We start from the raw sequence: 25,357 nt of genomic DNA, 5'->3' as shown, positions 1-25,357 counted from the left end.
AATAAACGACAAATCCGCTTGATTTATAGGGGTATAACCGGGATAAAACGTCTTATTACAGATTGCAAATTCTTACAAGATGGAACAAATTTTGAACTATAACGTGTTAACATATATTAAATTACATCAATATAGATCAAAATTCATTCAATTTTCCCGGAAAAAATCTGAAAAAAGCGGGTAGATCATTTTACTAATGTAGTTTTGCACAGTTGAAAAACAATTGAATGGTATTAAGTAACAGGAAAATTGTAAACGACCCGGTTTATGGCTTCATCACCATAGATCATCCATTAATATTCAAGATAATATCTCATCCGTATTATCAGCGATTGAGGCGGATTCACCAGATGGCTTTGGCACAGATGGTGTACCCGGGGGCCGTGCATACCCGGTTCCTACATAGTTTAGGCGCATATCACCTGATGTGTAACGCCTTGCAAGAAATTAAGGGAAAAGGCGTTCCTATTACTGATGAAGAAGAATTAGCCAGCAAGATTGCCATCTTGTTGCACGATATCGGTCACGGGCCGTATTCCCATGCTTTGGAACACAGCTTGGTGGACGTGGGGCATGAAGAAATTTCCCAGCTATTAATGCAAGCCTTGAACAAGGAATTTGAAGGCGAACTGGATTTAGCTATTGAAATTTTTAACGGCAGGTACCATAAAAACTTTTTACATCAATTGGTTTCCAGCCAATTAGATGTGGACAGGATGGATTACCTCAACCGCGATAGCTTCTTTACCGGTGTTTCAGAAGGGGTTATCGGTTACGATAGGATATTAAAGATGCTCACCGTGCGCAACGGGGAGTTGATGGTAGAAGAAAAGGGGATTTATTCAGTAGAAAAATTCATCGTAGCACGGCGTTTGATGTATTGGCAAGTATATTTGCACAAAGCGGTCTTGAGCGCCGAAAATATGCTCGTAAAGATCTTATCAAGGGCAAAAAAATTGGCCATGGAAGGAGCCGATTTGTTTGCTTCGCCGGCATTACACCATTTTTTATATAAAAAGATTGATAAACAATCGTTTATAGAGCAGCAGGACTGCTTGTCACAATTCTGCCTGCTGGACGATTATGATATTATGGGCGCCATCAAGGCCTGGACAATCCATAGTGACCCGGTGCTTAGTTTACTATGCAACTGGTTGATAAACAGGAAATTATTTAAAGTTCAATTGAGCAGTCAACCTATAGACCCGGCATTGATTGCGGGGATAAAAGAACAGGCTTCGGCAAAATTTGGTTTAACGGGAGAGGATTTGGATTACCTGGTATTTTCGGATGAAACGAGTGTTAGAGCGTATAATGTAAATGATGAAAAGATCAATATCTTATTCAAAAATGGTATTGTAAAGGATATTTCTTCTATCGACGATGCATTAGTTACTCATACTTTAGCGATACCGATAAAAAAATTCTACATTTGTCATCCAAAAATCTAGGCTAACAAGGTTTTATAAGAAAATAACATGTTAGAAAATTTATCTATATTGTCCGGTGAAGGCCTGGTGGTTAAAAATATAAATTACAATTATGCAGTTTAGCGCATTACAATTAGCGACCTTATTACAAGGTAAGCTAGAGGGGGATCCGGAAGTTAAAGTTCACAATATTGCAAAAATCGAGGAGGCAGGCGAAGGTATGTTGAGCTTCGTGGCCAATCCTAAATACGAGGATTTCATTTATTCTACGAATGCATCCATACTGATCGTGAACGAAAACCTTGTCCTAGAAGGGCCGGTGAAAGCAACTTTAATCCGTGTTAAGGATGCTTATAGTAGTTTCGCCGCGTTATTGGAACAATATGCACAATTGCAAGGCAATAAAGTAGGCATACAGCAGCCTAGTTTTATACCGGAATCAGTGAAAGTAGGTTCTAATGTATATATAGGCGCATTCGCCTACCTGGGCGAAAATGTATCGTTGGGGGATAATGTTAAGATCTATCCCGGTGTTTACCTGGGTGATAATGTACAGATCGGCGCCAATACCGTGCTTTTCCCAGGTGTGAAAGTCTACGATAATTGCGTACTAGGTGAAAGGGTGATCCTTCATGCGGGTTGCGTGATCGGTGGCGATGGCTTCGGTTTTGCCCCGCAGGCTGATGGAAAATATAAAAAAGTACCCCAAATCGGGAATGTATATATCCACGATGATGTGGAAATCGGTGCCAACACTACTATAGATCGCGCGACCATGGGATCTACCGTGATCAAAGCAGGGGTTAAATTGGATAACCTGATCCAAGTAGCCCATAATGTGGAAATTGGTGAAAATACCGTGATCGCCGCTCAAACGGGCGTTTCCGGTAGTACGAAGATCGGCGTTAACTGCGTGATCGGCGGACAGGTGGGAATAGTAGGTCACATCCAGATTGCTGATGGTACGAAGATCAACGCGCAAAGCGGCCTCAGTAAGTCCATCACCACTCCAAACGCCTCCCTAACCGGCTCCCCGGCTTACGATTACAAAAGTTCGCTGAAAAGTCAAGCAATTTTTAGAAATTTGCCAGACCTTGAAAAACGTGTGAAAGAATTAGAGGAGATGGTAAAACAACTTTTGTCGGAAAGGCAAGGAGTTTAAGCATTATTAGTAGGATAGAATTATAGAAATTATTATGATGGAACATCAACAGTTGCCTTACCAACAAACACTTAAGGCCCCAGTGACCGTATCTGGTGTTGGTTTGCATACGGGAGCCCACGTCAATATGACCCTTAAACCGGCTACCCCCGGCTTCGGGATCAAATTCCAAAGGATCGATTTACCCGATCAACCCATCGTGAAAGCCGATGTGGATTATGTCGTGGATACCTCCAGGGGCACTACCCTTGAATATAACGGCGCCCGCGTGAGTACCGTTGAACATTTATTAGCAGCCCTTGTTGGAATGGGAATCGATAATATCTTGATCGAACTCGATGGCCCCGAAATTCCAATCATGGACGGTAGCTCCCAACCATTTGTAGAACTGATCGAAAAAGTTGGCGCCCAAGCACAGGACGCACAAAAGATCTACTATTCCATCGATACCAACATTACTTATTACGATGAGGTGAAAAAGGTGGAGATGACCGCCACCCCTTCCGTGGATTACAGGATCACTTGCTTGATCGATTTTAATTCACAAGTATTGGGTACGCAGCATGCCAACCTTAAAGATATGTCGGAGTTCAAGCAGGAAATCGCCCCTTGCAGAACATTCTGCTTCTTGCACGAATTAGAATACCTGTTGGCCAACAACCTGATCAAGGGCGGTGACCTCAACAATGCTATCGTCGTGGTAGATAAGCCTATGACGGAAGACCAGCTGAAACCAATCGCCAAAGCTTTTGGCCGTGATAAAATCGCGGTGCAAAACGAAGGCATCCTCAACAACGTGGAGCTGCGTTTCCCCAACGAACCGGCCCGCCACAAGTTGCTGGATATCGTGGGTGATTTGGCATTGATCGGCTACCCTATTAAGGCGCATATCATCGCCAATAGGCCGGGTCATGCTTCCAACGTGGAGTTTGCCCGCAAGATCAAAGCTTATATCAAGAAAAATAAACACATGAAAGATGTTCCGGTGTACGATCCTAATCAACCACCGATCTACGATGTGCGTATGATGGAAAAATTCTTACCGCACCGTCATCCTTTCTTATTAGTTGATAAAATCATCGAATTATCTCACAAAAAAGTGATCGGTATTAAGAACGTTACCTTCACGGAATCGTTCTTCCAAGGTCACTTCCCTAATAACCCGGTGATGCCCGGTGTGCTGCAAATTGAAGCGCTGGCGCAAGTAGGCGGTATCTTAGCCCTAAGTCCTTTACCGGATGCGGAAATGTATGATACATACTTCTTGAAAATCGACAATTGTAAATTCAAACAAAAAGTATTACCAGGCGATACTATGATCCTGAAAATGGAGCTACTCAGCCCTATTCGCAGGGGAATCGTGGAAATGCGTGGTACGGTATTTATCGGAAACAAAGTGGCTACAGAAGCTGATCTGGTAGCTCAAATTATAAAACGAGAAGGCAAATAAGGAGCAATGATTCATCCGCTTACATACATTCACCCGGACGCTAAAGTAGCGCCTAATGTTAAGATTGATCCTTTTACAGTAATCCACAAAAACGTGGAGATCGGTGAAGGTACCTGGATCGGATCGAATGTTACCATCATGGAAGGGGCCCGCATCGGCAAAAATTGCCGCATTTTCCCGGGAGCCGTTATTTCCGCGATTCCTCAAGACCTCAAATTTGAAGGCGAGGATACGATCGTAGAAATCGGTGACAATACCACTATCCGCGAGTTCGTAACTATCAACAGGGGCACTAAGGATAAATTCAAAACCACCATCGGTAAAAATTGCTTGATCATGGCTTACTGCCATATCGCGCACGATTGCGAGGTGGGCGATAATTGTATTTTTTCCAATAACACCACCCTCGCCGGGCATATCAAAGTTGGTAACAACGTGGTACTCGCCGGGATGGTAGCCGTGCATCAATTCGTAAAAATCGGGGATCATGCCTTTATTACCGGCGGCTCCCTGGTAAGAAAAGATGTACCCCCGTATGTAAAGGCCGCCCGCGAGCCGTTAAGCTACGTAGGTGTTAACTCCGTAGGACTGAAACGCAGGGGTTTTAACTTGGAAAAAATCAACCACATCCTCGACATTTACAGGGTAATATTTGTTAAAGGTCATAATATTTCTAAAGCAACCCGCATCATCGAGGCCGAATTTCCGGCAACCGATGAAAGGGATGAAATACTTTCTTTCATCCGTGACTCCGGCCGCGGTATCATGAAAGGATACAGTACTAAATCGAATGACGATCTCGCTTAACCAAGTAGGAAAGCGCTATAATTACGACTGGATCTTCCGGAATGTAAGTTTATCATTCAGCGGAAACGGTCATTATGCTATCCTCGGGCCAAACGGTTCCGGGAAATCGACCTTACTCCAGGTAATTAGCGGTCATCATCAACAAAGCGAAGGAAAGGTCCTGTACCAAATTGATTCAAAATCTTTGGACCAGGACCGGTTCTTTCACCACTTCTCCATCGCGGCGCCCTACCTCGAGCTCATCGAGGAATTTTCCTTGCAGGAATGTTTTGATTTTCACACCCGTTTTAAATCCTGGCTCCCGGGATTATCTTCCCAAGAGATTATGCAAATCGTAGGTTTACAAAAAGCCAGGCATAAGCAGATCCGTTATTTTTCATCGGGTATGAAACAGCGGGCTAAATTAGCGCTGGCAATTTTTTCAGATGTTCCTATTGTATTGCTGGATGAACCATGCACCAACCTCGATGCTGCCGGTATTCAATTGTACCGTGAATTAATAGAAAGATATTGTAAGAACAGGATGGTTATCGTAAGTTCGAACGATATCCAGGAATACGGCTTTTGTGAAACGTTGATCGAGATTGCCCAGTATAAATAAGCCTGCCCTATTTATTAATATTAACACCGGATGCAACCGGTTATTTCTCATCATATTTCGACTATTGTATGGCAACACCTATGAATAAGGAACAAAAGAAAGTAATCAACGGCTGGGCTATGTACGACTGGGCCAATTCCGTATATAACCTCGTTATTACCACGACCTTTTTCCCGGTATATTTCCTGGCTCAAACGGGAAATAAAGTTACCGGCAGCGACCAGGTAAGCTTCTTCGGATGGCAGCTCAAAAATTCATCCCTGTACGATTACTCCGTCGCCTTCGCCTTTTTACTGGTAGCCATATTAACTCCCATTCTTTCTTCTATAGCAGATAACCGGGGCAATAAAAAACAATTTTTACGGTTCTTTTGCTATATAGGCGCTACTGCCTGTGCCGCATTGTTTTTCTTTAATATGGAAAGCCCGGCAGAATACGGGGTCATTTGCTTTATCCTGGCAACCATTGGTTATTGTGGGGGGCTGGTATTCTATAATGCCTATTTACCCGATATTGCGCCGGTAGAGCTTAGGGACCGCGTTAGCGCCAGGGGATTTTCCTTGGGTTATATAGGGAGCGTCATCTTGCAATTAATTGGTTTCGCCTTGGTGGCATTAGAGCCATTTGGAATGAAAGGTGAAATGCCCGTATTGGTAACATTCCTTTTGGTTGGAATTTGGTGGTGGGCCTTCGCGCAATTTTACACTTTCCCGAGACTACCTAAATCAGAACCTATTGGTAACCAAGATGGTAACATATTTAAAGACGGGTTTATCGAATTAAAAAAGGTCTATGCACAGGTTCGGAAGCTCCCGGTGCTGAAACGTTTCTTGCGGGCATTTTTCTTCTATAGCATGGGCGTGCAAACCGTAATGCTGGCAGCCACCATCTTCGGAAGTAAGGAGCTAAAATTAGAAGATCAGAAGTTGATCATGACAGTGGTGTTGATACAATTAGTAGCTGTTTTGGGAGCTTGGGGGATGGCGCGTTTGTCGGAGCGGTTCGGGAACTTCAAAATATTGATTCTCACGGTAATATTCTGGGCGGCAGTATGCGTCATAGCTTATTTTACATACAACGAATACCAATTTTACGGTTTGGCCGTAATGGTTGGATTGGTGATGGGTGGCATTCAATCATTGAGCCGTTCCACTTATTCCAAGTTGATTCCCCCAACAAAAGATACCACCTCATTTTTCAGTTACTTCGATGTTACAGAAAAGATAGGTATCGTACTGGGGATGGCAAGTTTCGGGGTAATAGATCATATGTACAACATGCGCCAAGCGGTATTGATATTAATTGTTTACTTTGCCATCGGTTTAATTTTCCTGTTTTCTGCCTTGTTAAAAGAGAGTAAATTAGCTGTACCAAACAATCGGTAACGGTAAATTAAAATTATGAAACTACATACTATCAATACGGGAATGTTTAAGCTGGACGGCGGCGCCATGTTTGGTGTAGTTCCGAAAACGATGTGGAACAAGTTGAACCCGGCAGATGAAAACAACCTTTGCTCTTGGGCAATGCGTTGTTTATTAATTGAAGATGATAATAGGTTGATATTAGTTGATAACGGTATCGGGGATAAACAAGATGCCAAGTTTTTTAGCCATTATTATTTACATGGAGATGATTCCCTCGATAAATCTTTAAAAGCCGCGGGCTTCCATAGAGATGATATAACCGACGTATTTTTAACCCATTTGCACTTCGATCATTGCGGTGGTAGTATTGTGCGTGAAGGGGATAAATTAGTCCCGGCGTTCAAAAATGCCACTTACTGGAGCAATGAAAAGCATTGGCATTGGGCTACCGTTCCAAACGCCCGTGAGAAAGCATCTTTCCTGGTGGAAAATATTATGCCTATACAGGAAAGCGGGCAATTGAAATTTGTAGATACCAACGATGGCGCTTCTTTTAGCAAACATTTTAAAACCAGGTATGCCAATGGTCATACAGATGCAATGATGTTACCGCAATTGGAATATAAAGGCCAAACAATTTTGTATATGGCGGATTTGATTCCTTCCGTGGCACATATCCCCATTCCATACGTCATGGCATATGATATGTTTCCATTAACTACCTTGCAGGAGAAAAAAAGCTATTTGGACGAGGCCTTGGCCAATGAATATATTTTATTCTTCGAGCACGACCCCAACGTTGAATGCGGCGTATTGCAAGCAACGGAAAAAGGAGCTAGGATTAAAGAAACTTTTAAATTAAGTGATATTTAAGTGTAAAGAAATCTAGTGAATATGCATATCACAACAGACAACAAACTGAAAAAATTGATCGTCGTGGGCGACCGGGTGTTGATTAAGCCAACATCTGCCAACGAAAGAACGGAAAGCGGCTTGTACTTGCCGCCCGGCGTAGCAGAAAAAGAGAAAGTGCAGCAGGGTTACGTTATTAAAACAGGACCCGGTTATGCTATCCCCATTCCTACGGAAGATGAACCTTGGAAACAGGATGATGAAAAGGTGAAATATATCCCCTTGCAAGCGCATGAAGGAGATCTAGCGATTTTCCTGGTAAGCGGCGCAACAGAAGTCGTGTATCAAGGTGATAAATATTTCATCGTACCGCAAAGCGCCATCTTAATGTTGGAGCGGGAAGAAGAACTATAATAAATAACTCCTATTATCCAACTTATAGAAATTTCATCCAACAATTGGAAGGATACTTATCCATCCGTACTAAAACAATGCATTATGCTTAGAAAAAAATTAGGGGTATTATCAACATCAACATTGGCCATTGGCCTACTTTTATCGGCTTGCCAATCCGGCGGGAACCAGGCCGCGGAAAAATCTAAAATAGCGGATAGCGTGAAAATGTTGAACAAAGAAGTAATGGAGATCCACGATGCCGCCATGGGAAAGATGATTACCATCCGCAACTTGAAACAAGAGCTCGGTCAAAATAGCGACAGCTTGCAGAAGTTGAAACAACCCGTTCCCCCAACCTTACTCCAGGCCATGAATCAACTCGATTCCGCCAATGCCGCGATGAATACATGGATGGAAGAGTTCGACTTCGATATGGAAGGCAAAACCGATGCTGAAAAATTATCTTACCTGAAAGAAGAACTGGTAAAAGTTACGAACGTAAAACTGATGATGGAAAATAGCATCGAACAAGCGAAACCCATCGAAAAATAATCACGTTTTTTACCGGGAAGTTAGCGATTAACTTTCCGGTAATTCTCTCCCCTCTGCTACTTTTTGAGTATGCGATATCGGCAATTATTAATAACTTCAAGGAAATAATTTCGATATGGCAAACCAGGAAGCATTTCTTCAATCCATTCAAAACGGCTATACTTTCAAAGGCGAATCTTTTAAACTTGGCTGTGCCATGCTGGAGGGCCAGGTAATTCCGGGCGCAACCGTGAACCTACCATTACGGATGATGAACCGTCACGGTCTTGTTGCAGGCGCAACAGGGACGGGCAAAACTAAAACGATCCAAATTATTGCCGAAGGATTAAGTGATGCCAGCGTTCCCGTATTATTGATGGATATTAAAGGAGATCTGAGTGGTATCGCTGCCAAAGGTTCCGATAACCCGAAAATCCAGGAAAGATATCAAAAAATCGGCGGCGAATTTGTGCCCCAATCATTCCCTACCGAGCTATTAAGCCTCAGTAATGAAAAAGGTGTTCGTTTGCGCGCAACCGTTAGTGAATTTGGCCCCGTACTACTGTCGAAAATATTGGAATTAAACGATACACAGGCAGGGCTTGTAGCAATGCTGTTTAAATTTTGTGATGATGAGCAATTGCCATTACTGGATTTAAAAGACTTTAAGAAAGTATTGCAATTTGCCAGTGATGAAGGTAAAGCCACGCTCGAAAAAGATTATGGTAAAATATCTACCAGTTCCACCGGCACGATCCTAAGGAAAGTAATCGAATTAGAACAACAGGGAGCCGACTTATTTTTCGGTGAAAAATCATTCGAGGTAGATGACCTGATGCGGATTAATGAAGATGGTCGCGGGATGATATCCATCTTGCGCGTTACAGATATCCAGGACAGGCCTAAGTTATTTTCAACTTTCATGTTGAGTTTACTAGCAGAATTATACGCCACGATGCCGGAAGAAGGTGATATGGACAAGCCTAAATTGGTCATGTTTATTGATGAAGCGCACCTGATCTTCCAAGAAGCCAGCGACGCATTGCTACAGCAAATTGAAACCATCGTTAAATTGATCCGCTCAAAGGGAGTTGGCATCTTCTTCTGTACGCAGAACCCGATGGATGTTCCCGCCGCGGTGCTGGGGCAGTTAGGCTTAAAAGTGCAACATGCCTTGCGCGCCTTCACTGCAAAAGACCGGAAAACCATCAAGGAAACAGCAGAGAATTACCCTTTATCAGATTTTTATGATACCGCGACCTTATTGACCCAAATAGGAACCGGGGAAGCATTGATCACCTGTTTGAATGAAAAAGGCATCCCTACTCCATTAGCAGCCACGATGCTGGTGGCACCCCGTTCCCGGATGGACATCCTTTCGGAACAAGAAATCGATGCATTGATTTCCAAATCCAAACTTACTCAGAAATACAATCAAACTATTGATAACGAAAGCGCTTACGAGATACTTTCCGAAAAGCTGGCAGTTGCTGCCAAGGAGGAAGCTCCTGCAACTAAAGAAAGACGGAGCAGCGGAAGAAAAAAAGAAGAGAAAAGTTTATTGGATTCCATCCTGTCAAGTTCCGCAGCCCGCCAGGCTACGAGAACGGCGACTAATATGATTACCCGGAGTATCTTGGGCGCACTGGGCTTAGGGGGAAAAAGCAGTAAAAAAAGTAGCTGGTTTTAGGAAACGCTACATCAAGCACCAGTTTTTGTTGAATTGAAATAAATTTTATAAAAGATGTCACAACCTATTAAAACCGGGGTATGTTCATTCGGTCATAGCGGATCCGTTTTCCACGCACCATTTTTGCATGTCAATCCCGGCTTTGAATTTACCGCGATCGTAGAAAGAAGCAAGGATTTAGCACGGAAAATTTACCCGTATGTAAAAGTTTACAGGTCCATCGAAGAATTGATGGCAGATGAAACCTTGGAGCTAATCGTGGTAAATACGCCGAATACTACGCATTATTCATATACGAAGATGGCGCTGGAAGCCGGTAAAAATGTAGTCGTAGAAAAACCGTTTACGGTTACTGTAGCAGAAGGGCATGAGCTGATAGAGTTAGCAAAATCTAAGAACCTGATGATTAGCGTCTATCAAAACAGGCGGTATGACAGCGATTACAAGATGATCAAACAGGTTGTGCAGCAGGGATTATTAGGTGATATACTGGAAGTGGAGTTTCATTACGACAGGTTCAAAGAAGAGTTAAGTCATAAAAAGCATAAAGAAGTAGCACAGAAGGGAACAGGTGTGTTATATGATTTGGGATCTCATATCATCGACCAGGCGCTTAGCCTCTTCGGGATGCCGCAAGCAGTGTTTGGAGATGTACGTATGATCAGGAACAACTCCGTGATTGACGATTATTTCGAACTATTATTGTATTATCCCAACATGAGAGCAAGGATCAAATCCAGCTATCTTGTCCGGGAAGCGCTGCCGGCTTATATTTTACATGGCCGTAAAGGTTCATTCATCAAGCATAAAGCCGATATCCAGGAAACACTTTTACTAAAAGGCTTGATGCCTGTTGGTGAAGATTGGGGGGCCGAATCTCCACATGAATGGGGTTTATTGCATACCGAGATCGATGGGCAAATTGTTAAAGAATATTTACCATCAGGAAAGGGAAATTATATGGAATACTACCAAGGTGTTTATGAACATTTAAGAGAGGGTAAACTCAACCCGGTACCGCCCGAAGAAGGATTAAATGTTATTAAAATCATCGAGGCAGGATTCCTGAGCAGTGAAACCAGGCATGTTGTAGAATTGTAATTTGGATGTGCAATATGTTGGGGATTCCCCGATATGCTGGGGATTTGCAATATACCGGGATTTACAATATGCCGGGAATCCCCCAATATGCGGGGTGGATTTGCAATATACCGGGATTTACAATATGCCTGGGATCCCCCAATATGCTGGGGATTTGCAATATACCGGGATTTACAATATGCCGGGAATCCCCCAATATGCGGGGTGGATTCGCAATATACCGGGATTTACAATATGCCAGGGATCCCCCAATATGCGGGGTGGATTTGCAATATACCGGGATTTACAATATGCCGGGAATCCCCCAATATGCGGGGTGGATTCGCGAATCCACCCTGCAAGGGGAGAATCCCGGGGCTGCAGGATGTGTCCTATTTTTTTTTCATCACACCCATTTCATCCCTTTCTATAAATCCTTCTGCGACTAGGAACATCAATGTATGATGCAAATGATCTTCAATTTCTACCTGTACTTTGGACTTCAGTTGTTCAAAGGTATGCGGCTCCGCTAGGTGAGTTAATATCTCTTTAGATAGTTCTTCAACATTTCCCGGTGTTAATTGTGCATGTTTCTTTGCAATACAAACATCGCAAACGCCACAGGGGGCGGCGGATTCTTCGCCAAAGTAAGCGACCAATGCCTGGGTGCGGCATTCATCCTGGTTTTGGGCATAATCAATTATTGCAGCAACACGCTCTTCATATGATTGCTTCAATAATTGTATCCTCACTGCATCGATCGATAATTGTTCTGTTGGCACCCGTGGTTGTAAAAAGCACAATTGCGGCTCATCCTTCTTCGGCATATAATGAATGATACCCAATTGATGTAATTGTTGTAACTGCTGTACAACAACTTTATCCGTAGTGCGTAAAATTCTCGCCAGTTGCCTTTCGAACACCTTGGTTGACTGGTCAAAGATACCTTCATATGCACGTAGTAATGCCTTGGTCAGCGGTTCTAATTGCGGGTTTTGCTCTTCGAAGTCATATAAAGCGTCCTTGTTGACGATGAATTCCGCCCGCGAAGGCAACAAGATGCTTTCGCTTAACTGTATCACTCCTTCTTGCTCCAATATGCGGATAGCGCTATATGCAAGGGTAATATTAATCCCAAATTTTTTAACGAAATCATTGATATCGAAATCAAAATACAAACCTTCCGCACTACCAACCGGTACTTGCAAATAGTTCACTATACCTTGGTAAACTTCCTTTATTTCCACGTTGGAAGGGAATTGTAGAGGAATACGATCCGTCATTTCGGATAGGTCATCCGGAGTGAACAATAATACGGCAAATGCTTTCTGTTCATCACGCCCTGCTCTCCCAGCTTCCTGGTAATATGCTTCCAGGCTATCCGGCACATCGGCGTGCACGACGAGCCTTACGTCAGGCTTATCGATTCCCATCCCGAAAGCGTTGGTACATACCATCACCCTGATCCTGTTACCGATCCAGGCCTCTTGCTTGTGATTGCGTTCCGCGGTGGTAAGACCGGCATGGTAATAATCAGCAGAAACACCATTAGCAGCGAGCGCCTGGGCAATTTCCTTGGTATGCCTGCGGTTACGGCAGTATATTACCGCCGTTCCCTTCACCCTTTCCAACATGACGCGGATCTTGTTGATCTTGGCGGCTTCCTCCAAAACGCTGTACGATAAATTGGAGCGAACGAAACTCTTTGTAAATACCTGCGGATCTGCCATTTCCAACTTCTCACAGATATCCTTTCTCACTTTCTTGGTCGCGGTAGCTGTCAACGCCAATATGGGCGTACCGGGGAAATAACTTCGTATCGAAGCTATTTTCAAGTATGCAGGCCTGAAATCATAGCCCCATTGCGAAATACAATGCGCTTCATCGACAGCAATTAACTTCACCGGCAAGTCCTCGCAATATTCAAGGAAACGCTTGCTTTGCAACCTTTCCGGAGAAACGTAGAGAAATTTGAACTTTCCGTTCCGGGCTTGGTTCATCAACTTTTCGACCTCGTTGAAGGGCATCCCGGCATAGATATGTGCTGCGCTGATATTTTTCTTACGCAGGTTCTCTACCTGGTCCTTCATCAAAGCAATCAAAGGCGAAACGACCAAGCACATGCCTTTGAGCATCATGGTAGGAACCTGGAAGCAAATAGATTTGCCTCCGCCTGTGGGTAATAAGGCCAATGTATCCTTTCCTGCTAATATCGCTTGTACAATGTCTTCCTGTAACGGTCGAAATTTCGGATGGCCCCAATACTGTTTTAATATGGTTACGGGTGTAATCAATCCTATCTCCTTGTTTAAGACTCGCGAATAATTCCTTTCCCTTGGAGTTTTCACTCCAAGGCTTCTTATAAATATAATTTTTTTAGTCGAGATAACCTTGAAACGCACCCATTAAGCCTTTAAATACCGGTCTATTTTAACAGTATTTTTTTATTTACGGGCCTTTTCTAAGTAAGGTAATGACCAACCTTTTCTTAATGAGAATAAACGGATGCTGATAATCAAGATAATACCAATGATCGTATTGATATTCGGGTCAATCCCTGTATATCCTAATAGTATGTATAACGTGGCGCCGGCAAGACAGGCCGTTGCATATATTTGACGTGAAAATATTAGCGGTATCTCATTGACCAGCGTATCGCGGATTACCCCTCCAAAAATCGCCGACATCATGCCCATGATAACGGCAGCCCATGGGTTTACACCGAAAGCCAAGGACTTTTGTACACCGAGAATCGTGTAAAAACCGATCCCGATCGTATCAAATAAAAAGAGAGAACGCCTGTAGCGCAGCAAATATCTCCTGAAAAGTACGGTTACCAATACACCGCAGGCAATCGCAATAATATAGGATTGATCCTTGACCCATACGATCGGGTGAATGCCCAGGATTACATCGCGCAAGGTACCTCCACCGATGGCGGTTACAAAGGCTGTAAACGAAACCCCGAAAATATCGTGGTACATCTTTTTGTCCCAGGCTGCCAAAGCCCCAGATATAGCGAACATGAACGTTCCGATCATGTCAATCCAATAATATATCATGAAGGTGAAGATAATAATATGCCCCGTATGTTCACGGATTTATAAGGATTTTCGGATGACACGTATTCTTTTTTATTTTTTGGATTCGTCTGTATGCGCCTTTTTATCAGTTCTTACGCTCATATTACTTTTTTATAGCGTAAGCGGATGGAGTTAATAGCTAGCACAATATCTGATACCGCCATTACTGCTGCACCCAATATTGGGTTCAGGAAACCGAGGGCTGCTACCGGTATGGCCACTACATTGTAAGAGAAGGCCCAAAACAAGTTTTGCTTAATGGTTAAGTAAGTATGTTTCCCTAATCCCATGGCAAGGGGTAAAGATGCTAAATCATTTTTTAGAAGTACCACGTTGGCACTTTGCATGGCCACTTGGGTGGCATCACTCAAAGAAATACCAATACTGGCTTTCGACAATGCAGGGGCATCGTTGATACCATCGCCAACCATGGCTGTCGGGGCCAACGCCATGATTTCGTTTACTTTTTGCAGTTTTTCAGCCGGGCTATGTTCCGAATATACTTTTTCAATGCCCAATTTTGTAGCCAGTTCTTGACATTTACGCTTTGTATCGCCGCTCAGTAAGATCGGTTCAATGCCTTGGGCTTTGAGCGCGCTGACTGCATTTCTCGCTCCTGGTCTCAGTTCATCTTTAAAATTAAGCCACCCTACCCATGCATCATTCTTTAATAAGTATACTTCATGGCTATCATCGCCGGTCAGATGTTGCGCTATTTTATATGAGCCTAGTTGCCATTGATTTCCAGCTTCGTCTTTTCCTAACATCCCGATGCCTTTCTGTTCCCTTACTTGCTTTAGCGTGATAGTGGGCGTTCCTTGCCAAATTTGAGTAATGGACTTGGCAATTGGGTGCGATGAATATTTTTCCAAGCTGAAGATGATAGATCTGAACGCCTGTTCATCCATCCCCTCGAAATACATATCCCCTATACTTAATTTCCCGGTGGTAAGCGTGCCCGTTTTATCAAATATTACTTGCCGTATGTTCTTGAATTCTTCCAGCGTATGCCCGCCTTTGATTAGGATCCCGTTCTTAGCAGCGCGACCCAAACCTACCATCACCGCCGCAGGTGTAGCCAGGCCCATAGCACAGGGGCAGGCAATTACCAAAACAGCTACACTGTGCATGATAGCATTAGAAACAGCTACACCTGCAATAAAATACCAACCAATAAAAGTCAACAAAGAAATACCCAGCACTACCGGCACAAAAATGCTGCTGATCTTATCGGCCAACCTTTGCATCGGCGGTTTATTACCTTGCGCCTGTTTTACCAACTCGATAATATAAGAAAGCACCGTATCTTTCCCGGTGGCGGTTATGTACATTTTGATGTTGCCATCTTCCAGGATCGTTCCGCCGATTACTTTGTCCTTTCCTTTTTTGGATACGGGCTGGCTTTCCCCGGTTATCATCGACTCATTGACCAACGCATCTCCCCAATAAATGGTCCCGTCCATCGGGATTTTGTCGCCGGTATTGACCAATACCCTATCTCCAACTTTAAGGTGACGGTTATCTACTTCATGAACATGTTCCTCTTCCCCGGGAGCGTGGCTATCCAACTTTTTTGCCGTGGTCACCTGCATCTTGGCAAGTTCACTAATGGCGGTAGTAGTTTGTTTAACAGAGCGTTCTTCCAGGAGGTTTCCGAGGAAAACCAAGGTAATTATAGCAGCAGCGGTTTCATAAAACAAATAATTTTCACCCAGGTGACGCAAAGTCCCGGTTAAACTATACCCATAAGCCGCGATGGCCCCGATGGTGATGAGCACATCCATATTAGCGGTGCCGTTCTTTAAACTACGGAAAGCGCTGGTGCCGAAATGAAACATACCAACGATAAAAACAGGAGTGGCAAGCGCCAACTGAACATAGGGGTTATGCAACCAGGGCCAGTTTACCCACATATGCAACAATAGCGGCAACGTAAAAACCAGGCAGCAATAAAACTTAAATCGGAGTTCTTTATAAAAAGGTACCTGTTGTTGTTCCTCTCCGGGCAATATCACTTCATAGCCCAGGTCATTGATCCCTTCCAAGATTTGCGACGGGGTTTCATCGCCATTGGGAAGGGTAAAACTCAATTCTTCCGTAGCAAAGCTCAGGTTTACATCTTGCATCCCCTTTTTTTCCAAATATTTAGAGATGGTTAATGCGCAACTTGAGCAATTCATTCCCTTTACTTTACAACTAATCGTTTCCATACTTTTGATTCCTGTATAGTAAGATAATTCAATTGGCAGCCCGGCGGCGGATGGGTCTTTAAGGTGCGGCAACTATTTTATTCCTCCCGGGCTAGTTATTGCCAACCCTTATACAAAATTATTAATTGCTTTTTAGAGCAACAGATTTATTAATGCAACTAGATTGCTAATTTTGACATATGGAATTCATATTTTTATTAGAAGAAATCGATGCCATAGCCGGCAAATTCTGGCAAGAAATGCCGGGACAGCAGGTATTTGCTCTACATGGCAAAATGGGCGCCGGGAAAACAACCCTGGTGAAGGCACTTTGCGCCGCCAAAGGGGTGCAAGACAATACGGGAAGTCCCACATTTTCTATTATTAATGAATATATTTTCAAGGATGATAATGGTAAAGATCAATCCCTGTTCCATTTAGACCTGTACCGCCTCCGAAACTTCCAGGAAGCGATGGATGCCGGGGTGGAAGACACCCTCTATTCCGGGTCTATTTGTTTCGTAGAATGGCCTGATGTAGTGGAAGAGCTACTGCCTTCTGAAACCATCCATTTATACCTGGAGGCGCTACCCGACCAAAAAAGGCGGTTGAAAGCGGCTACAAATAGCGTATCTTTGAAAAATATGTAATACATCGATAAATCCAATAAACTGTTATGGATCAAAGGCAAAAACCTGTAGTGACTGCTGGATTTACATACGCGCCACTGGAAGAAACACTAGATATTCCACAGAAAAACACCCGTTTGTTCATAGGGATTCCAAAAGAACAGTCATTCCAAGAAAATCGTATCGCGTTGACTCCCGATGCTGTCAGTATCCTGACAAATAATGGTCATCATATTGCCGTGGAACATAAAGCCGGAGACGGTTCCCACTTTTACGATACCGATTATTCGGAAGCCGGAGCAGAGATTTTATATGACAAGAAAGATGTTTTCAAAGCCGAGATCATCGTCAAATCTGCCCCGTTAACAGATGAGGAGATCGAACTATTACATCCGCACCAGATCGTTATCTCACCCATTCACTTGTCGGTTTTAAAGGCACACCAGGTTCAAAAGATGATGGAAAAGCGCATCACGCTGCTATCTTTTGAAAATTTGAAGGACGATGCCGGTACTTACCCTATCGTCCGGGCGATGAGCGAAATAGCAGGTAGCGCGGTGATGTTGATTGCAGGACAGTATTTGAGTAATAGCAACAAGGGTAAAGGTATTTTACTCGGAGGCATTACCGGGATTCCTCCAACCAAGGTAGTAATCATCGGGGCCGGGATAGTAGGTGAATTTGCCGCCAGGGCCGCTATTGCGCTTGGTTCCAGTGTAAAAATATTTGATAATAATATTTATAAATTGAAAAGGTTGCAAAATAATATCGGGGTGCGTTTATTCACCTCGGTTATCCAACCTAAAGTACTTGCAGAGCAGCTTAGCAATGCAGATGTAGTTGTGGGGGCGCTGTCTTCACAAAACGGTCGTACGCCGATCGTTGTGACGGAGGCGATGGTGAGTAATATGAAAGCCGGTTCCGTAATTTTAGACGTGAGCATTGATCGCGGGGGTTGTTTTGAAACATCCGAAGTGACCACGCATGAAAACCCGGTTTTCAAGAAGTACGACGTGGTCCATTATTGCGTACCAAACATACCTTCAGGATTTGCCGGCACTGCCTCGCAGGCGATTAGCAATGTTTTGACGCCATTATTATTGGAAGCAGCAGACGACGGTGGATTCGAGAATTTAGTTTGGATAAAAAGAGGCGTTCGCAACGGGATCTACCTGTATAAAGGCGCGCTTACCAACTATCATTTAAGCGAAAAATTCAAATTGAAATACACGGATTTGGAGTTGTTGTTAGCGGTGAAAGGTTAATCCAATATTTACAATATCAATCGAATTAATTTTAAGATGCCAGGTTTTAAAGAAGCGGATATAATATAAAATATTATTTATGTATAAATAATATTAAATAAGCAACTTAGAGTTAAAATAAGTAATTATTCCCAAAATAAAATAGGGTTCTACAAGAACCCTTTTCATATCTTTACTTGGTTACGTTTCATAAAGAAAGAGGCTTTACCAAGTCTACGCAAAGAAGGTACGAAAATTAGCTTAAAAGCAATCATGCGGATATCATTGGATATCATTAAGGAATAGTTATTTATCAAAACCCAGGTACAAAAGATATTTGATCAACTAATTATTGCGCGCAAGCGAAGAGGTTATACTATGCAAATATTAGGTTAAGCCAAGCATTTCATCCCTTGCTTAGTCAATTTGAAGTAGTATTCAGAAATAGTTTGAATATAGTTTTAATTGAACATTTTAGAGATCAAGATTGGATCATTAATCAGAAAAATGGTTTTATGGGTTCAGATGTATAGAAACTTATGATAACATCTATAAGCTTATTAGCTGGATTAATCCGGGTCCTATTTCATTTTTCGATAGAATAGACAACGTAAAAAATAAATCAACCTTAATAGAAACAATCATGAAATAAAATATTCTACTCCTCTATTATGAATAACTATTTCCCCTACACGCTCAAATTCCAATTCATAAATATGGCTGCCAAAATCACCACCCCGACAATAATCCTATAATATCCCCACATCTTGAATCCATATTTCTGTAATGCGCTGATAAAAAACTTGATCGCGAACATAGCCACTATAAATGCCACGACATTCCCGATAATGAATAGTTTCATGTTTTCGGAGTTATTCATGATCAGATCATGATGTTTCAACAGTTTATAACCGGTTGCGGCGGCCATCGTCGGCACAGCTAAGAAAAAGGAAAATTCCGCGGCTACTTTACGGGTTAACTTCTGCTGCATACCACCTATAATACTGGCTGCACTGCGGCTCACACCGGGAATCATCGCTATACATTGATAAAAACCAATCCTAATCGCTTGGAAATAATTGATCTTTTCTTCGGTATCAACAACAGGATTATTGAACCACTTATCCACGAACAATAACACGATCCCACCCAAAATAAGTGAAACGGCCACCGTGGTAGGACTTTCCAGCAATGCATCAATTTTATCTGCAAACAGGTATCCCAATATTAAAGCCGGGATAACGGCTAAAAACAGTTTAAAGTAGAACTTCCAATTTTTAAAGTTGAAAAATTTCCTCCAGTACAATACTACAACCGCCAGGATAGCACCTAGTTGAATACATACCTCGAACATCTTGGTAAACTCATCTTCATTAATTCCTAACAAACTGCTCACGATGATCATATGGCCTGTTGACGACACCGGCAAGAACTCCGTTAAACCTTCTACTATCGCCAAGATGATGGCTTCAAATATATTCATGTTGCTATTGATTATCTACTGAATGGAAAGCTGGTAAATAGGTAAGAAAGAAAAAGCGATGTGATGGCATCGCTTTTCTAAAAATATTTTATCATAAAGGATTATATACTATGCCTTGTTTTTAGGCTTACGCATAATGGCGTAGGCTTCGATTCCCAGGCCAATTAAAATCGTCAGCGGCGCCCAGGTGATCCTGCGGGCGCTATACACATCATCCATACTGAAATGGTTAGGATCAGGACTTTCGCCTCCCATCATTAATAAAAACCCGATAATAATGATGACTACCCCTATAATCACTAATACGTAATTGTCCTTGTGAAATAATCCACCACTTTCTTCCGATACTTGTTTTACTTCTTTAGCCATAAAATATGCTATAAAAATTTATTTATACTATTATATAAATCAATATTTTAATACAAATCGTCTAATTTCATCTTCAGGTATTTCATTACGGCGCGGTGGGCGCTGAAAAGTGAAATCCCCATCCCGATCAACACGACCCCGACAAAAAGCAAGCCTATCAGGAAATAACTTCTGAGGTTTGCTAACCCGGGTAATTGCTTGTCTGCAAAATACATTAAAACAATTAAACCTAAGATAGCTAATATTCCGCTGATAGCCCCATTTATCAAACTCCTGATGTCAAAAGGTTTCACGATAAACCATCTCGTTGCCCCAACCATTTGCATGTTCTTGATCAGGAAACGGTTGGAGAACATGGCCAGCTTTATCGTATTATCAATCAATACTATTACTACCACGGCCATTAATGCACTTAAAACCAAGATCACCAAGCCGATGCGTTTCATATTATCGATGACAGAATTAACAACGGTCCGTTGGTAGTACACTTCCCGCACATTGCTATACCGTTGTAAAGTTTCTTCGATCACTTTCAAGCTATCCTGCTCTACATATTGCGCCTTCGGAATCAGAACAATACTAGCATATAGCGGATTATAACCCAATAATGATTCAAAATCTTCATTCATCTCCTTCTTCATCGTTTCAGCAGCTTGTGCTTTACTCACATATTCCGCTGATTTGGCAAAGGGTGCCGCAGCTATTGAATCCCGCAAGGCAAGGGCGTCATTTTCTTCCGCCGTATCTCTCAGGATAACCTGCAACTCCACGCTTTCCTTGAAATAATCGCTCAATTGTTTTGCATGGATCACGATCAGCCCCAAGATGCCTAAAAGGAATAGCACCAGGGCGGTTCCCAAGATGGAGTAAATATATGTAGGTTTCGATCTTTTTGCTGATGATTTTCCGGGTTGAGCCATTAATCGCTAGTTTATGGGCGAAAATAATAAAAATAAGTAGTTATGTTTACTTTTGCCTTCCCAAACGATATTTTAACATTTTTATTTCATACATATCCAGGTACTTACATACTACCTATGGGAAGGTGAAAATTTTATACGATTTTTGCTAAATTATTCAGATTTAGCGTCAGGTAAACTTCCCTGGTGGAAGAAACAAATAATATATGGAATACAATTTCAGAGCGATTGAGAAAAAATGGCAAGCTCATTGGCAATCAACAGAGGTTTACAAGGTCAATAACAACAGCGATAAACCCAAGTGCTACGTATTAGACATGTTTCCCTACCCTTCAGGGGCCGGGCTGCATGTTGGGCATCCCTTGGGGTATATTGCGTCCGACATTTACGCCCGTTTTAAAAGGTTAAAAGGTTTTAATGTATTGCACCCCATGGGCTTCGACGCTTTCGGTTTACCTGCCGAGCAATACGCCCTGGAAACAGGCCAACACCCGGCTGTTACTACCGATATCAACATCAAATCTTTCCGTAATCAACTTGATAATATAGGATTTTGCTTCGACTGGAGCCGCGAATTCCGCACCAGCGACCCATCATTCTACAAATGGACACAATGGATTTTCTTGCAGCTCTTCAATTCCTGGTTTAACCGCCTTGAACAAAAAGCGATGCCCATCAGCGAATTAATTCAAATATTCGAAAAAGAAGGCAACCGAAGCCATGTTTGTCCCGGCGATCGTAAACTGGGCTTTACCGCAGCAGAATGGTCAGCTATGGACGAAGTGCAGCAAAGGGATGTGCTGATGCATTACCGCCTGGCTTACCTGGCCCATGCAGAAGTGAACTGGTGTGCAGAACTGGGAACGGTCCTGGCCAATGACGAGGTAGTTAACGGCGTCAGTGAAAGGGGTGGCTACCCGGTTGTCAAGAAAAAGATGCGCCAATGGTTCCTCCGGATCACCGAATATGCCGACAGGTTGCTGACAGGGCTAGATACTATCGATTTCAGCGATGCCATGAAGGATATGCAACGCAACTGGATCGGTAGGAGCCAAGGAGCGGAAGTTACTTTTAAAGTTGAAAACAGGGCCCAAGAAATCACGGTTTATACTACCAGACCCGACACCATTTTCGGGGTGGATTTCATGGTACTAGCTCCCGAACATGAGCTGGTAGCCGCTTTGACGACAGCAGAGCAGCAGGCCGATGTAAATAAATATCAAGAATACGTGGCCAGCCGATCCGAGAGAGAGCGTTTAGCAGAGGTAAAACAAATTACCGGCGCCTTTACCGGGGCTTATGCTATCAACCCTTTTAATAACAATAAAATTCCTATCTGGATATCTGAATACGTGCTGGCAGGCTATGGAACTGGCGCCGTGATGGCCGTGCCTTGCGGCGACCAACGCGATTTTAATTTTGCCCGCCATTTTAATATTCCGATCACGAACATCATTGGCGATGCGTTTAACGGTGAAGAGGCCAATCCTACCAAGAACGCGGTGCTTTCAAACAGCGGTGCTTACACGGGCATGCCTATGAAAGAAGCCATGGATGCCATTAATGATGAGATAGAAAAAATGGGCATCGGCAAACGCCAGGTAAATTATAAAATGAGGGATGCCGGGTTCAGCCGCCAAAGGTATTGGGGTGAGCCTTTCCCTATCTACTATAAAAACGGGCTTGCATATCCTTTACCGGAAGATCAGCTCCCGGTAGAACTGCCCCACGTTGAAAATTATAAACCGGGACAAGACGGGGAAGGCCCATTGTCGAATGTAAAAGAATGGGTCAACCTTGCTGAAGGCGAGATCCGTGAAACGAATACAATGCCGGGCTACGCCGGCAGTAGCTGGTACTTCCTCCGTTATATGGACCCGCACAACAATGAGGTTTTCTGTAATAGAAAAGCTTCTGATTATTGGGGACAGGTTGATTTGTACATCGGTGGAACGGAACACGCCGTAGGTCACTTGCTTTATTCCCGCATGTGGACGAAGTTCTTATATGATGTAGATTTGATCGGTTTCGACGAGCCGTATAAGAAATTAGTAAACCAGGGAATGATCGGCGGAAGCTCCAGGCTAGTTTACAGGGTGAAAAATACCAATACGTTCGTGTCGCAGGGTTTAAAATCCGGCTATGACACTACGGAACTGTATGTGGATGTTAATATTGTGGATGGATTAGAACTCGATATCGAAGCTTTCAAGGCTTGGAGAGAAGAATATGCCTCAGCAGAATTCATCTTGGAAGATGGTAAATACATCTGCGGATCGCTGACCGAAAAGATGAGTAAAAGGCTCTTCAACACTGTAAATCCTGATACCGTGGTAGAGAAATTCGGTGCAGATACCTTCCGTATGTATGAAATGTTCCTGGGTCCTTTAGAACAAAGTAAACCTTGGGAAACGAAAGGCATTGAAGGCGTTCACCGTTTCTTGAAGAAGCTATGGAGATTATTTGCCGATGAGCAAAAAGGTTGGCAAGTGACCGATGCAGCGCCTACCAACGAAGAATTGAAAACTTTACATAAAACAATCCGTAAGATTGATGATGATTGCGAACGTTTATCATTCAATACGGCAGTGAGTAGCTTCATGGTTTGTGTTAATGAGCTTACAGATTTAAAATGCCATAAGAGAGCCATTTTAGAACCTTTGCTTATTTTGCTGACACCATACGCACCGCACGTTTGCGAAGAATTGTGGCATCAACTCGGTCATGATAGTACAATTCTCGATGCCCCGTATCCTGTTTTCGAAGAAAAATATGTAGTGGAAACTTCTAAGGAATACCCGGTATCGATTAACGGTAAAACCCGTACCACCATGATGCTACCTTTGGATCTTTCGCAAGCAGAGATTGAGAAGCTGGCTTTAGAAAATGAAACTGTTCAGAAATGGTTAGATGGAAAAGAACCTAAAAAGATCATTTACGTGAAAGGCAGGATGATTAATGTAGTAGTATAATTTTTACTATAAATCTTTTGGAAAAACACCCGGCATCTTACCGGGTGTTTTTTATATGATAGATTTAGCATCTCCTATTCAACATGTACCCTATCCTGAATATTCTACCATTAAGCATAGCAATTCTAAGTATAATGAATCCGTAAACATTGATGCGCGGTAATGAAAAAGACATCTTGAATGTATATATTTACCCTCAAACTTTTGATGTTTATGAGAAAAGCATTTAGCATATTGACTTTTTTACTGATGACAATGTTAGGCGCACAAGCGCAGGATGCATCCTTAGAAGTAATGACTTTCAACATTAGGATGAATACCCCGCATGATAGTAGCAATGCATGGCCCAACAGGAAAGATTTAGTTGCGAGCCAAATACTTTATCACCAAGCTGATCTTATCGGTGTGCAGGAAGCGCTGTGGCAACAGATGGTCGATTTACAAGATCGTTTACCCGGTTATAAATATCTCGGCGTAGGCCGTGAAGATGGTAAACAGAAGGGAGAATTTTCCGCTTTGTTTTATAATACAAAAAGGTTGGAACTGCTAGAGTCTAACACATTCTGGTTATCCGAAACGCCAACAGTAGCGGGTAGTAAAGGTTGGGATGCTGCCATCACCCGTATCGTGAGCTGGGGAAAATTCAAGGATAAAAAAACGAAGAAAATATTCTACCATTTTAATACGCACTTCGATCATATCGGTAAAATTGCCCGCCGCGAATCGGCTAAATTCTTATTGGAACAAGTTGCCAAAATTGCCGGGAAATATCCCGCGCTCGTTACGGGGGATTTCAATGCAGAACCTACAGATGAACCCATCCAAGTGATAGTTGACACTAAAAACCCTTTACATCTTACAGATTCGAAAGAGATTAGCCAAACTCCTCACTATGGTCCTACGGGCACATTCAACGGCTTTAAATCGCATGAAAGGAATGACCAACCGATCGATTACATCTTTGTAAAAAACGGTATCAAAGTATTGCAACATGCTTCTATTTCCGAAACATGGAAAGGGAGATTTGCATCAGATCATTTCTCGGTGATTGCAAGGGTTTTATTGCCATAATGTGGTGTTGAAATATTTAAAAAGGGCAATT

At 42.8% G+C, this 25,357-nt stretch carries 21 protein-coding genes; 15 read left to right on the top strand and 6 right to left on the bottom strand.

What is annotated here, in order from left to right; genetic code table 11:
• Positions 1–227: 227 nt before the first annotated feature.
• The 11 genes from COR50_RS07935 to COR50_RS07885 all read left to right on the top strand — a co-directional run bounded on the left by COR50_RS07935 (position 228) and on the right by COR50_RS07885 (position 11,387).
• On the top strand, positions 228–1,451 hold the full coding sequence (locus tag COR50_RS07935; protein ID WP_098193505.1) for an HD domain-containing protein: 1,224 nt from the start codon (positions 228–230) through the stop codon (positions 1,449–1,451).
• Between the two features lie 91 nt (positions 1,452–1,542).
• The gene (gene lpxD / locus COR50_RS07930) at positions 1,543–2,592 is read left to right on the top strand and encodes a UDP-3-O-(3-hydroxymyristoyl)glucosamine N-acyltransferase (RefSeq protein WP_098193504.1); all 1,050 of its coding nucleotides are present in this window, start codon (positions 1,543–1,545) and stop codon (positions 2,590–2,592) included.
• Positions 2,593–2,626: 34 nt separating this feature from the next.
• Positions 2,627–4,042 (top strand): bifunctional UDP-3-O-[3-hydroxymyristoyl] N-acetylglucosamine deacetylase/3-hydroxyacyl-ACP dehydratase, encoded by a 1,416-nt coding sequence (locus COR50_RS07925; RefSeq protein WP_232516309.1) that lies wholly within the window; start codon positions 2,627–2,629, stop codon positions 4,040–4,042.
• 6 nt (positions 4,043–4,048) lie between these two features.
• The gene (lpxA, locus tag COR50_RS07920; RefSeq protein WP_098193502.1) at positions 4,049–4,849 is read left to right on the top strand and encodes an acyl-ACP--UDP-N-acetylglucosamine O-acyltransferase; all 801 of its coding nucleotides are present in this window, start codon (positions 4,049–4,051) and stop codon (positions 4,847–4,849) included.
• Positions 4,833–5,450 carry an ABC transporter ATP-binding protein gene (locus tag COR50_RS07915; RefSeq protein ID WP_098193501.1) on the top strand — a complete coding sequence of 206 codons (618 nt, stop codon included), beginning with the start codon at positions 4,833–4,835 and terminating at the stop codon, positions 5,448–5,450. The genes lpxA and COR50_RS07915 overlap by 17 nt, the downstream gene beginning before the upstream one ends.
• 68 nt (positions 5,451–5,518) lie before the next feature.
• On the top strand, positions 5,519–6,835 hold the full coding sequence (locus COR50_RS07910) for an MFS transporter (protein ID WP_232516308.1): 1,317 nt from the start codon (positions 5,519–5,521) through the stop codon (positions 6,833–6,835).
• A 15-nt stretch (positions 6,836–6,850) separates the two neighbouring features.
• The gene (locus tag COR50_RS07905; RefSeq protein ID WP_098193499.1) at positions 6,851–7,690 is read left to right on the top strand and encodes an MBL fold metallo-hydrolase; all 840 of its coding nucleotides are present in this window, start codon (positions 6,851–6,853) and stop codon (positions 7,688–7,690) included.
• A gap of 21 nt (positions 7,691–7,711) precedes the next feature.
• On the top strand, positions 7,712–8,083 hold the full coding sequence (locus COR50_RS07900; RefSeq protein WP_098193498.1) for a co-chaperone GroES: 372 nt from the start codon (positions 7,712–7,714) through the stop codon (positions 8,081–8,083).
• 84 nt (positions 8,084–8,167) lie between these two features.
• Positions 8,168–8,617 (top strand): hypothetical protein, encoded by a 450-nt coding sequence (locus COR50_RS07895; RefSeq protein ID WP_098193497.1) that lies wholly within the window; start codon positions 8,168–8,170, stop codon positions 8,615–8,617.
• A gap of 115 nt (positions 8,618–8,732) precedes the next feature.
• Positions 8,733–10,286 (top strand): helicase HerA-like domain-containing protein, encoded by a 1,554-nt coding sequence (locus COR50_RS07890; protein ID WP_098193496.1) that lies wholly within the window; start codon positions 8,733–8,735, stop codon positions 10,284–10,286.
• A gap of 54 nt (positions 10,287–10,340) precedes the next feature.
• Positions 10,341–11,387: a Gfo/Idh/MocA family oxidoreductase gene (locus COR50_RS07885; RefSeq protein ID WP_098193495.1), complete on the top strand. Its 1,047-nt coding sequence runs from the start codon at positions 10,341–10,343 to the stop codon at positions 11,385–11,387.
• A 371-nt stretch (positions 11,388–11,758) separates the two neighbouring features.
• On the opposite strand, the gene COR50_RS07880 is transcribed toward COR50_RS07885, so the two are convergent.
• From COR50_RS07880 to COR50_RS07870, 3 genes are all read right to left on the bottom strand, one after another.
• Positions 11,759–13,714 carry a RecQ family ATP-dependent DNA helicase gene (locus COR50_RS07880; RefSeq protein WP_232516307.1) on the bottom strand — a complete coding sequence of 652 codons (1,956 nt, stop codon included), beginning with the start codon at positions 13,712–13,714 and terminating at the stop codon, positions 11,759–11,761.
• Between the two features lie 96 nt (positions 13,715–13,810).
• Positions 13,811–14,428 (bottom strand): trimeric intracellular cation channel family protein, encoded by a 618-nt coding sequence (locus tag COR50_RS07875; RefSeq protein WP_098193493.1) that lies wholly within the window; start codon positions 14,426–14,428, stop codon positions 13,811–13,813.
• Positions 14,429–14,547: 119 nt separating this feature from the next.
• Positions 14,548–16,659, bottom strand: a complete 2,112-nt coding sequence (locus COR50_RS07870) for a heavy metal translocating P-type ATPase (protein WP_098196139.1) — start codon at positions 16,657–16,659, stop codon at positions 14,548–14,550.
• Positions 16,660–16,838: 179 nt separating this feature from the next.
• Here COR50_RS07870 and tsaE point away from each other — a divergent pair, with 179 nt between their 5' ends.
• Together tsaE and COR50_RS07860 are read left to right on the top strand one after the other, a co-directional pair.
• The gene (gene tsaE / locus COR50_RS07865) at positions 16,839–17,288 is read left to right on the top strand and encodes a tRNA (adenosine(37)-N6)-threonylcarbamoyltransferase complex ATPase subunit type 1 TsaE (RefSeq protein WP_098193492.1); all 450 of its coding nucleotides are present in this window, start codon (positions 16,839–16,841) and stop codon (positions 17,286–17,288) included.
• Positions 17,289–17,314: 26 nt separating this feature from the next.
• On the top strand, positions 17,315–18,532 hold the full coding sequence (locus COR50_RS07860; protein WP_098193491.1) for an alanine dehydrogenase: 1,218 nt from the start codon (positions 17,315–17,317) through the stop codon (positions 18,530–18,532).
• Between the two features lie 667 nt (positions 18,533–19,199).
• Here the strand turns inward: COR50_RS07860 and COR50_RS07855 are convergent.
• From COR50_RS07855 to COR50_RS07845, 3 genes are all read right to left on the bottom strand, one after another.
• The gene (locus tag COR50_RS07855; RefSeq protein WP_098193490.1) at positions 19,200–19,994 is read right to left on the bottom strand and encodes an undecaprenyl-diphosphate phosphatase; all 795 of its coding nucleotides are present in this window, start codon (positions 19,992–19,994) and stop codon (positions 19,200–19,202) included.
• 108 nt (positions 19,995–20,102) lie between these two features.
• Positions 20,103–20,363 (bottom strand): DUF3098 domain-containing protein, encoded by a 261-nt coding sequence (locus tag COR50_RS07850; RefSeq protein WP_098193489.1) that lies wholly within the window; start codon positions 20,361–20,363, stop codon positions 20,103–20,105.
• 47 nt (positions 20,364–20,410) lie between these two features.
• Positions 20,411–21,283, bottom strand: coding sequence for a cell division protein FtsX (locus COR50_RS07845; RefSeq protein ID WP_098193488.1), 873 nt, complete (start codon positions 21,281–21,283; stop codon positions 20,411–20,413).
• Between the two features lie 206 nt (positions 21,284–21,489).
• Between COR50_RS07845 and leuS the strand changes: the two genes are divergently transcribed.
• The gene (gene leuS, locus COR50_RS07840; protein ID WP_098193487.1) at positions 21,490–24,255 is read left to right on the top strand and encodes a leucine--tRNA ligase; all 2,766 of its coding nucleotides are present in this window, start codon (positions 21,490–21,492) and stop codon (positions 24,253–24,255) included.
• A gap of 213 nt (positions 24,256–24,468) precedes the next feature.
• On the top strand, positions 24,469–25,326 hold the full coding sequence (locus COR50_RS07835) for an endonuclease/exonuclease/phosphatase family protein (RefSeq protein ID WP_198405804.1): 858 nt from the start codon (positions 24,469–24,471) through the stop codon (positions 25,324–25,326).
• Positions 25,327–25,357: the final 31 nt, after the last annotated feature.

This window comes from Chitinophaga caeni, assembly GCF_002557795.1.
Lineage (GTDB): Bacteria > Bacteroidota > Bacteroidia > Chitinophagales > Chitinophagaceae > Chitinophaga > Chitinophaga caeni.
The sequence above is the reverse complement of the archived record's forward strand: the minus strand, read 5'-3'. Positions and strand labels throughout refer to the sequence as shown.

Coding starts and splice junctions, on each gene's coding strand:
- COR50_RS07845 (WP_098193488.1), bottom strand. CDS start 21,283: ATGGCTCAACCCGGAAAATCATCAGCAAAAAGATCGAAACCTACATAT.
- tsaE (WP_098193492.1), top strand. CDS start 16,839: ATGGAATTCATATTTTTATTAGAAGAAATCGATGCCATAGCCGGCAAA.
- COR50_RS07835 (WP_198405804.1), top strand. CDS start 24,469: ATGAGAAAAGCATTTAGCATATTGACTTTTTTACTGATGACAATGTTA.
- COR50_RS07875 (WP_098193493.1), bottom strand. CDS start 14,428: ATGATATATTATTGGATTGACATGATCGGAACGTTCATGTTCGCTATA.
- COR50_RS07890 (WP_098193496.1), top strand. CDS start 8,733: ATGGCAAACCAGGAAGCATTTCTTCAATCCATTCAAAACGGCTATACT.
- COR50_RS07925 (WP_232516309.1), top strand. CDS start 2,627: ATGATGGAACATCAACAGTTGCCTTACCAACAAACACTTAAGGCCCCA.
- COR50_RS07855 (WP_098193490.1), bottom strand. CDS start 19,994: ATGAATATATTTGAAGCCATCATCTTGGCGATAGTAGAAGGTTTAACG.
- COR50_RS07900 (WP_098193498.1), top strand. CDS start 7,712: ATGCATATCACAACAGACAACAAACTGAAAAAATTGATCGTCGTGGGC.
- lpxD (WP_098193504.1), top strand. CDS start 1,543: ATGCAGTTTAGCGCATTACAATTAGCGACCTTATTACAAGGTAAGCTA.
- COR50_RS07935 (WP_098193505.1), top strand. CDS start 228: ATGGTATTAAGTAACAGGAAAATTGTAAACGACCCGGTTTATGGCTTC.
- COR50_RS07885 (WP_098193495.1), top strand. CDS start 10,341: ATGTCACAACCTATTAAAACCGGGGTATGTTCATTCGGTCATAGCGGA.
- COR50_RS07895 (WP_098193497.1), top strand. CDS start 8,168: ATGCTTAGAAAAAAATTAGGGGTATTATCAACATCAACATTGGCCATT.
- COR50_RS07870 (WP_098196139.1), bottom strand. CDS start 16,659: ATGGAAACGATTAGTTGTAAAGTAAAGGGAATGAATTGCTCAAGTTGC.
- COR50_RS07860 (WP_098193491.1), top strand. CDS start 17,315: ATGGATCAAAGGCAAAAACCTGTAGTGACTGCTGGATTTACATACGCG.
- COR50_RS07850 (WP_098193489.1), bottom strand. CDS start 20,363: ATGGCTAAAGAAGTAAAACAAGTATCGGAAGAAAGTGGTGGATTATTT.
- lpxA (WP_098193502.1), top strand. CDS start 4,049: ATGATTCATCCGCTTACATACATTCACCCGGACGCTAAAGTAGCGCCT.
- leuS (WP_098193487.1), top strand. CDS start 21,490: ATGGAATACAATTTCAGAGCGATTGAGAAAAAATGGCAAGCTCATTGG.
- COR50_RS07910 (WP_232516308.1), top strand. CDS start 5,519: ATGGCAACACCTATGAATAAGGAACAAAAGAAAGTAATCAACGGCTGG.
- COR50_RS07915 (WP_098193501.1), top strand. CDS start 4,833: ATGACGATCTCGCTTAACCAAGTAGGAAAGCGCTATAATTACGACTGG.
- COR50_RS07905 (WP_098193499.1), top strand. CDS start 6,851: ATGAAACTACATACTATCAATACGGGAATGTTTAAGCTGGACGGCGGC.